The 9,183-nt window shown below is 69.6% G+C and carries 5 protein-coding genes; 2 read left to right on the forward strand and 3 right to left on the reverse strand.

Translation table 11 applies throughout. The features are described 5' to 3' along the window. Positions 1-59: 59 nt before the first annotated feature. From AB0O34_RS34930 to AB0O34_RS34940, 3 genes are all read right to left on the reverse strand, one after another. Positions 60-1,274, reverse strand: a complete 1,215-nt coding sequence (locus AB0O34_RS34930) for a lipase family protein (protein ID WP_363922950.1) — start codon at positions 1,272-1,274, stop codon at positions 60-62. Between the two features lie 300 nt (positions 1,275-1,574). After that, positions 1,575-2,255 carry a pyridoxamine 5'-phosphate oxidase family protein gene (locus tag AB0O34_RS34935; protein ID WP_363922952.1) on the reverse strand — a complete coding sequence of 227 codons (681 nt, stop codon included), beginning with the start codon at positions 2,253-2,255 and terminating at the stop codon, positions 1,575-1,577. Between the two features lie 171 nt (positions 2,256-2,426). Further along, positions 2,427-3,899: a HAMP domain-containing sensor histidine kinase gene (locus AB0O34_RS34940; RefSeq protein WP_363922954.1), complete on the reverse strand. Its 1,473-nt coding sequence runs from the start codon at positions 3,897-3,899 to the stop codon at positions 2,427-2,429. A gap of 916 nt (positions 3,900-4,815) precedes the next feature. Between AB0O34_RS34940 and AB0O34_RS34945 the strand changes: the two genes are divergently transcribed. Together AB0O34_RS34945 and AB0O34_RS34950 are read left to right on the forward strand one after the other, a co-directional pair. Continuing rightward, a complete protein-coding gene (locus tag AB0O34_RS34945) occupies positions 4,816-6,114 on the forward strand; it encodes an ROK family transcriptional regulator (protein ID WP_363922956.1) in 1,299 nt (432 codons plus the stop codon). A gap of 207 nt (positions 6,115-6,321) precedes the next feature. Further along, positions 6,322-9,144, forward strand: a complete 2,823-nt coding sequence (locus AB0O34_RS34950; protein ID WP_363922958.1) for a carbohydrate-binding protein — start codon at positions 6,322-6,324, stop codon at positions 9,142-9,144. Positions 9,145-9,183 lie beyond the last annotated feature (39 nt).

Genomic DNA, 9,183 nt, shown 5'->3' on the forward strand with positions numbered 1-9,183 from the left:
GGAACGCCCCCCCCCGCCCCCCGGGGCTTCGGCGACCGTGTGGCGAAGCCGGGCGGCCCCTAGTCCCCGAACTCGTTCTGCACTCCCGGCGGGGTCAGCGCGGAGATGTAGTGCTGCGGGAGATGGTCGTCGACCGAGTAGACGGCGGGCAGCGAGCGGGTCGCCTCGAACCTGCGGGCGATGAACGCCATCGCCGACATCGGGATCCCGAGCAGACCGGCCATCTGCGGCGTCGGACGCATCCTCGTCTCCCAGTGGCCATTCCTCGACTGCGAGGCGCACCGCGGGTAGGCGAGCATGTTCACCATGCTGTTGCGCAGATGCGGCACCCGGTAGTGGAACTCGCGGCCGAAGTGCTTGAACGGGCCCGACGAGGTCGACGGGAGGTGCGGGACGACGTCGCTGTCATAGACGTAGCGGATGACGTTCTCGCGGAGGAACTCGTCGGTCTGGCAGGCCTCGGCGAAGCTCGGGTCGCCGATCATGGGCTGGCCGAAGGTGTACACGGCCTTGAGCCGGTCGGCGAACGCCTCCTTGTACTTGCGCTCATGCCTGATCATCACCCCCATGAGCGCGGCCATGGCCCCGCCCATGCTGTGCCCGGTGATGTACAGCGCCTCCAAGTTCCCGTCCAGCCGGGAAGGCTCGTCGCCGTAGTCGCCCTCGCCGTGCGAGGAACCGTTGGGCTGCGCACCGCCGTCGTTGCCCATGCCGCGTATCGGCCGGCGGTCACAGGCGTGCCGCAGGGCGTCCATGACCTCGTACCTGGTCGCGCGCACGTTACGGTAGACGCCGGCGTGCACGGTCGCGCACGGGTCGCTGATCTGGTAGCCGATGCGCTCCGGTTCGACGTCGATGTTGCTGAGCCAGTCGATGAAATTCAGCGGTTCGGTTCCCCGGTAACACAGGATGCCGACTTTGCCGTTCCCGCTCTGGATCAGGCAGGCGGTGGAGCTGATCAGCATCGCGTCGACCGATGTCTGGATCATGCGGACCTGATTGTCCTCCAGGCCCATTCTCGCCATGATCATGGAGAGGGTTTTGGGGTCCGAGTAGGAATACGCCGCGCACGTCGCCATGAGGTGCGCGATTTCGGGATCCGGATGATCGACCGCGTTGAGCAGCCGCGTCTCCAGGTTCTTGTAGACCGGGAATCCGGAGGTCTCGCGATGCCCGTACGGGCGGAGTTCGTCGTAGGTCGGTGCCTTGGCGTCCCGACTCCACAGGCCGCTCATCTCGAAGATGTCCCGCATCCTCGAGGAGTCTCCGGCCATCTCCGGTTTCCTGGTGCCGCCCACCACCTTTCCGGCGCTCGGCTGGCCGACTGCGGCCCCGACTGGTTTATCCGTTTGGCGACTGTTCCTGGTGGTATCCACGCTTGCCACGCCATACACCTTCCGTCAGCGACGGTGCTATCGATTGGTACGCGGTCTCCGTGATGAGCAGGGCAGCATCGCCACTCGCGCTTTGACACGCGCTCGAGATCCGCCTGTACCTCACAATTTCCTAGACATCCCGGGTCAAATCTCATGCGCTCGCAAACTCATTTCCAGAGCGCTGCCGCGTGCCTGTTTCTAGCCGAGCCGCCGGTGCGCGCGGTCGGCGATATGGGGCGGCGGCGTGAGGCCTTCGGGGAGCAGGGGATCGGGTTCGGCGTCGCCCCAGACGGCGCGCAGGGGCAGGACACCCGCCCAGATGCCGAGCGCGGCGTCGGGCCCGTCCCCGTCGTCGGGCGGACCCGTGCGCACCTTCACCGACGCCTCTTCGAGCGAGAGCGCCAGAAGCGTCGTTGCCGCGAGCTCCTTGCGGCTCGGGCGGCGCGCGTACTCCCACTGCCCCGGCGCGGCGTGCTCGGTGAGGAGGCGGAGGCCGGCGAGCTTCTCCTCCGGGTCGGTCACCACGCGAGGGACACCGTAGATCATCGCGCTGCGGTAGTTGACCCCGTGCTCGAAGACCGAGCGCGACAGCACCAGCCCGTCGACGTGGGTCACCGTGACGCAGATCGACGACCCCGGTGAGGAGACCAGGCTTCGGCTGGCGACCGAACCGTGCAGGTACAGAGTGTCGCCGCCGGCGCCGTACACCGTCGGGACGACCATGACCTCGCCCTCGACGGTCACTCCGAGGTGGCACACGAAGCCCGCCGCGAGGATGGCGTCGAGAACGGCCCGGTCGAGGCTGCCCTGCTCCCGCAGGCGGCGATGCAGGGTCCGGTCCGTCTGGGGCAGGCTCCGGCGCGGTGGGGACTCGGTCATGCCGGCTCTTTCCCTGGGTGCGTGCGGGCCGGCGCCCGGCCACGACCGGGCACGGTGACCGGCCGTGGGTGCGCACGCCGGCGTGATGCGTCGGCGTTTGGGAGCCGATGCTACCGATTCAGTGGCGTTAGTACCAGATATGCCACTGAATCCGTTGCCACGGGAGAGGTCTCAGCGGGTGGAGAAGGCCGCCAGCGTCAGCGAGGAGTCGCCGCCCAGGGTCGCAAGGTGCTCGGCGATCGGCAGCCGCAGTACGAAACGGGCGCCGCCGGACGCGGATTCCCCGACTTCGATGGTCCCGCCGTGGGCGCGGGCGATGTCGCGGACGATCGCGAGACCGAGACCTGTTCCTCCACGGTCGCGGCAGCGCGAGGCGTCCAGCCGGGTGAAGCGCTCGAAGATCCGCTCGCGGTCGGCTTCGGCGATGCCGTCCCCGTCGTCGGCGACCACCAGTTCGGCCGTCTTCCCGTCGCGGCGCACCTCGACCAGCACGACGCACCTGGCGTGCCGCTGGGCGTTGTCGAGCAGGTTGGTCAGGACCCGCGCGATCTGGGTGTCGACGGCGTTGACCATCACCCCGGGGGCGAGCCGCAGCCGCACGGGCACCCGGTCGGCGCGCCGCGAGACCTCCATGCGGGCCGACTCCGCCAGGTCCACCTCCACCAGCGCGCTGGGCGCGCCCGCGCCGACCTTCGCCAGCAGCAGGAGGTCGGTGATGATGGCCTGGAGCCGGTCGACGTCCCCGAGCGTACGGTCGAGCAGCTCTTCGAGGTCGGTGTCCTCCGGGTGCATCCGTGCCTCCTCCAGCTGGGCGCGAAGGCCCGCGATGGGGGTACGGAGCTCGTGCGAGGCGTCCGAGGTGAACTGCCGCTGGGCGGCGAGGACGTGCTCCATCCGCCCCTTGGCGTTCTCCAGGCGTTCCAGCGTGCTGTTGACGGTCCTGGCGAGGCGGGAGATCTCGTCGTCGCCCACCGGCTCGGGAACGCGGCTGCTCAGGTCGTTGACGTTGGTCGCGGCCAGCTCGGTGCGGATGGCCTCGACCGGCCGCAGCGTCCGGCCGGTGATCTTCCAGGTCGCCCAGATCGCCAGGGAGATCAGCATCGCTACCTGCACGGCGAAGAGCGCGTCGAAGACCCCCGCGGAGACGACCCCGCGGATGGGGCCGCCCGCGTAGACGATGTTGGAGTCCGGAGCCGGGCTCACGCGGAGCGCGGAGATGCGGATGCAGCCCAGCTGCGGGATCGCGCAGGTCTCCACGTCCTTCTGCGGGTCCTGCGGTGAGGGCCGCACGGTGCTCAACGGCGCGAGCCCGCGCACGGCGGGGGAGGAGGCGGCAACGCGGTTATCGGGCCCGACGAGCTGCACCAGGTCGACTCCGGGGACGCTGCTGGTGATGACGGGGTCCGTCAGCTTGCCCGCCCGGTCGGCCGCCCCCATCAGGCTGGCCGCGTGCCGGGCGTCCAGCCAGCCGGCGTTCGCCAGCTGCTGGCGCGCGACCATGCCCGTCAGCACCCCCGACGGTACGAGAAGGAGCATGGCGAGCACGGCGACCAGGGCGGTCACCCGTCCGCGAATGGACCGGGGCCGCCACGAGGTCAGAGCCCGTCGCAGCGGGGGCGACAGGGATGAGAGTGTGGCACGCACGCGGGGTCCTCCTCATGGCGTGATCACCGGAACTGACCACTGTGGCGGCGGTGTTGCCGCCTGTGGGGGTTGTGGGGCTGCCGTCTGGGGGAGCAGTCGGCGATCATCGCGCCGGGACACCTGTGTGGGGGTCACGACCGCCTTGGACTTGAGGCCCCGTTACCTCGTCGCGCGTGATGCCGGGGCTGCGCCGGATCGGCGGGCGCTCTGCGGAAGCGCTGGAGAGGACGTGCGGCACGCTGGGCGCCGCCGCCCGTGCCCCAGTCGCCCGGGTACGGACCATGCGATCGCGGTCTGCGCACCAACGGGCCACTCGCCAGGCAACAGGAACCTAGCATATACCCCAAAAGGGTGCAAATCGGGCAAAAGCATAGCTTGATCAGGTCACACCGGGGTCAAGCACGGGCGATGCCGCCGGCCCCGTCCATACCGCCGCGTGTCCGCGCTCACTCCGCATTCATGCCGGCCGGCCATGGTAGGTTCTGGACCTTCCATGGCCGGCCGGAGAGAGAGGGGTCCCGTCCATCCGGCCGATTCGAGCGGCACCACCGCGGCGGAACCGAAGTCGGCGGGAACGGCTCCGCCACGGGTCTGATCGTCCGGACGGACGGGAGTTCAGGGGGCCATCACCGCAACTCTCCTCGTGGAATTTCAAACATCGACGAGCAACTTGCGGGCCTACGGAACTTCTTTGCAGGACTTGTCGAATTAAAGAGCGCGCCTGGGGCACGTGCAAGTGTCGAAGCGCTTCGCTTTCCGTAACGCTTCTGTAACGTGAGCCGCCGCGCCGCGGCCACCAGGGGCGGCGGAAGGATGCGAAGTCGTTACCACCCCCAGGTGTTTACGTCAGCATCTCGCCGTGTTAGAACTCGGTTAATTGTTCTCGGATACATACAAACTTGGGTGTGGTGATGGCGTGGCGCAGAGGCAACCTCCGACTCGCGCGGCAGGAGTCCGCGCGCAGGCGGCGGGTCACGCCTCGCTCCGCCGCGCCAACCTGGCCCTCGTCCTGCGCCACCTGCGCGACGAGGGATCCTGCTCCCGCTCCGACATCGCGGACGCGACCGGCCTGCACAGGGCGACCGTCTCCAGCCTGATGGCCGAGCTGCTCGACCGGGGCCTGGTCCGCGAGGTCGGCATCGAGCACGTGGGCGCCGTCGGGCGTCCCCGCCGGGCCGTGGCCCTGGACGGCTCCCACGTCGGGATCCTCGGCACGGAGATCAACGTCGACTACGTCGCCGTTTACGGCACCGACCTCGGCGGCCGGATCCTGGTCGAGCGGCGGGTCGGCTTCGACGCCATGGGAATGGGCCCCGACCGCTCGCTCAAGGAGCTGGGCAGGGTCGCCAAGGACGCCATCGACGATCTCGTCCGCGCCGGGGCCTCCCCGGCGGGCATCGGGGTGGCGGTTCCCGGCCTGGTCGACGTCGCCCGCGGCCACGTGGCCTTCGCGCCCAACCTCGGCTGGCGCGACCTGCCCCTGGCCGAGCGGCTCCGCGCCGAGATCGGCGACGTCAGGGCCCCGGTGATGGTCGACAACGACGCCAACCTCGCGGCCCTGGCCGAGTACACCGGCGGCGTCGCCGCGGGCACGGCCGACATGGTCTACCTCACCGGCGAGGTGGGGGTGGGCGGCGGCATCGTCGTCGGCGGCCGGCTGCTGCGCGGCGCGGACGGGTTCTCCGGGGAGGTCGGGCACCTGCCCGTCGACCCGACGGGAAGCCGCTGCGGATGCGGGCGCACCGGCTGCTGGGAGACGAAGGTCGGGCTGGCCACGCTGGTGCGGGCGGCCACGCCCGAACTGGCGTACGAGCTCGGCACCGCGCCGATGCCCGACCCCGAGGAGAGGGTGGCGGACATCGCCCGAGGCCTGGCCCTCGGCGACCCGCGCATGCTGGCCGCGGTGGGAGAGGTCGGACGGTGGCTGGGGCTCGGCGGCTCCATCCTGGTCAACCTCTTCAATCCCAGGGTGATCGTGCTCGGCGGCTACTTCGCGAAGCTGGCCGAGCGGCTGATCCCGCCCGCCCAGGCGGAGCTGGAGCGCCTGGTGATCGCCGGGCCCGCCGCCCGCTGCCGGTTCCTGGCCTCGGGCCTCGGCTTCGGCGCCGCATCTCGCGGTGCCGCGAGCATGGTGGTCGACCAGGTGATCAACGACCCCGCCGCGATCGGCCTGGCACCGGTCGCGACGAACCCAACAAATCTGGCAAGGGGCTGACGATTTCTTTCATGTTTTGATAGGGTTTTTGCAGAGAAGATTTTGCCGGGCCGAACACAGGCCCTGCGGCTTCACAACGTGGAGGCGGCACTCCTCCAGAGGCACGGCGGCACAGCAATGAGCACCCCCCAAATCGCAGTACCCGGCAACAAGCGCGGCGGCGCGCGCCTTGCCTGACTGACCCCCCAAGTCAGGAAAGGACCCCCCATGTCACCACGTCCTCGGTCGTGGACACGACTACTCGCCTCGGTCGCGCTGGTAATCTCCGGCGGCTTGGCGACGGTTTCGGCCACCGGTCCGGCGGCCAACGCCTCCGTGATCCCCGCCTCCGACTACCAGCAGGTCAGCCTGGCCACCGGCGGCGCTGAGCTGGGCGAGGCCATGTCCCTCGCGGTGCTTCCCAACCGCACGGTGATCCACACCGCCCGTGACGGAACAGTCCGTGTCACCGACGCGGCGGGCAACACCAAGCAGGCCGGCAAGCTCAACGTCTACACCCACGACGAAGAGGGCCTGCAGGGCGTCGCGGTCGACCCCGGCTTCGCGACCAACCGCTACGTCTGGCTGTACTACTCGCCGAGGCTCAGCACGCCGGACGGCGACGCGCCCACCAGCGGCACGCAGGCCCAGTTCGACGCGTGGAAGGGCAATCTGAACCTCTCGCGCTTCACGCTGAACGCCGACGACACGCTCAACATGAGTAGCGAGAAGGTCGTTCTCCAGGTCGCCAACGACCGGGGGCAGTGCTGCCACGTCGGCGGTGACATCGACTTCGACGCGGCGGGCAACCTGTACCTCACCACAGGTGACGACACCAACCCGTTCGAGTCCAACTCGTACACGCCGATCGACGAGCGCACCGACCGCAACCCGCAGTTCGACGCGCAGCGGTCGGCCGGCAACACCAACGACCTGCGCGGCAAGCTCCTCCGCATCCACCCGGAGGCCAACGGCACCTACACGATCCCCTCGGGCAACCTGTTCGCCCCGGGGACGGCCAAGACCCGGCCCGAGATCTACGGCATGGGCTTCCGCAACCCGTTCCGCATGTCGGTCGACAAGGCCACCGGCATCGTCTACCTGGGCGACTACGGCCCGGACGCCGGCGGGCCCGACGCCAACCGCGGCCCCGGCGGCCAGGTCGAGTTCGACAGGGTCACCAGCGCGGGCAACTTCGGCTGGCCCTACTGCACCGGCACCAACACCACCGCCGAGACCTACAACGAGTACACCTTCCCGAGCGGCCCCTCCCTCGCCAAGTACAACTGCGCGGGCGGCCCGACCAACAACTCGTTCCGCAACACCGGCCTGACCACGCTGCCCGCGGCCAAGCCGAGCTGGATCAGGTACGGCGGCGAGGCCGGCTCCCCGTCGGAGTTCGGCAGCGGCTCCGAGTCGCCGATGGGCGGCCCGGTCTACCGGTACAACGCCTCGCTGAACTCCGCGATCAAGTTCCCGCAGTCCCTGGACGGCAGGTTCTTCGCCGGCGAGTACGGCCGCAGGTGGATCAAGGCCATCGCGGTCAACGCCGACGGCACCCCCGGTGACATCGGCGCATTCCCCTGGACCGGCACGCAGGTCATGGACATGGCCTTCGGTCCGGACGGCGCGCTGTACGTGCTCGACTACGGCACCGGCAGCAACAACCAGGCCCTGTGGAGGGTCGAGTACATCGGCGGCACCAACCGCAACCCGATCGCCAAGGCGTCCGCCAACAAGACGTCGGGACCCGCCCCGCTGGCCGTGACCTTCTCCTCGGCGGGCAGCTCCGACCCCGAGGGCGGCGCGCTGACCTACTCGTGGAACTTCGGCAACGGCGCCACCTCCACCGCGGCCAACCCCACGTACACCTACACCACCAACGGCACCTACACGGCGACGCTGACCGTCAAGGACCCCCAGGGGCTGACCGGGACCGCCAACGTCATCGTGAGCGTCGGCAACACCGCGCCGACCGTGACGCTCACGCAGCCGGTGGACGGCCAGCTGTTCTCCTTCGGCGACACCGTGCCCTTCCAGGTCTCGGTCAGCGACCCGGAGGACGGCACGATCGACTGCGCCAAGGTGACGGTCACCTACAGCCTTGGTCACGACAGCCACGCTCACCAGATCACCTCCAAGACCGGCTGCAGCGGATCCATCGCGGTCCCGGTCGACGGTGAGCACGACGCCGCGGCGAACATCTTCGGCGTCTTCACCGCCTCCTACACCGACAAGGGCGGCCTGACCTCGACCAGCACCCGCACGCTGCAGCCGAGGCACCGTCAGGCAGAGCACTTCGGCGCGCAGAACGGCATCCAGACCGCCGACCACGCCGGGGCCGAGGGCGCCAAGACCGTCGGCTTCACCGACAACGGCGACTGGATCTCCTTCACGCCCTACAACGTCTCCAACGCCCAGAGCATCACCGCGAGGGTCTCCTCCGGCGGCGCCGGCGGCACGCTGGAGGTGCGCGCGGGATCGGCGACCGGCACCCTGCTGGGTTCGGTGGCCGTCACTCCCACCGGCGGCTGGGACACCTTCGTGAACGTCACCGGGAACCTGAGCAACGTCCCGGCCGGCACCACGACGCTGTACCTGGTGTTCAAGGGCGTGACCGGCCAGGGCAACCTGTTCGACCTCGACGCCTACACCCTCAACACCGGCACCTCCACCACGACCGAGGGTGAGGCCTTCACCTCGCAGTCGGGCGTGCAGACGGCCGGCCACGCGGGTGCCAGCGGCGGTACCACGCTCGGTTACATCGACAACGGTGACTGGGCCGGGTACTCGCAGGTGAACACCCAGGGCGCGAAGACGTTCTCGGCCCAGGTGTCCTCCGGCGGCCCCGGCGGCACCATCCAGATCCGCTCGGGCTCGCAGACGGGCACCCTCCTCGGTTCGGTCAACGTCGCCAGCACCGGCAGCTTCGACACCTTCACCACCGTGTCCACCACGCTGACCGGCTCGGCGACGGGGGCACTGTTCCTGTCCTTCACCGGAGGCTCGGGCTCCCTGTTCGACATCGACACCTTCACCATCACCCGCTAGCGGCACGGCCGTCGCGGCGCGGGCACCCGGAAGGGGCCC

Source organism: Sphaerisporangium sp. NPDC088356 (assembly GCF_040685555.1).
In the GTDB taxonomy this organism is placed as follows: Bacteria; Actinomycetota; Actinomycetes; order Streptosporangiales; family Streptosporangiaceae; genus Sphaerisporangium.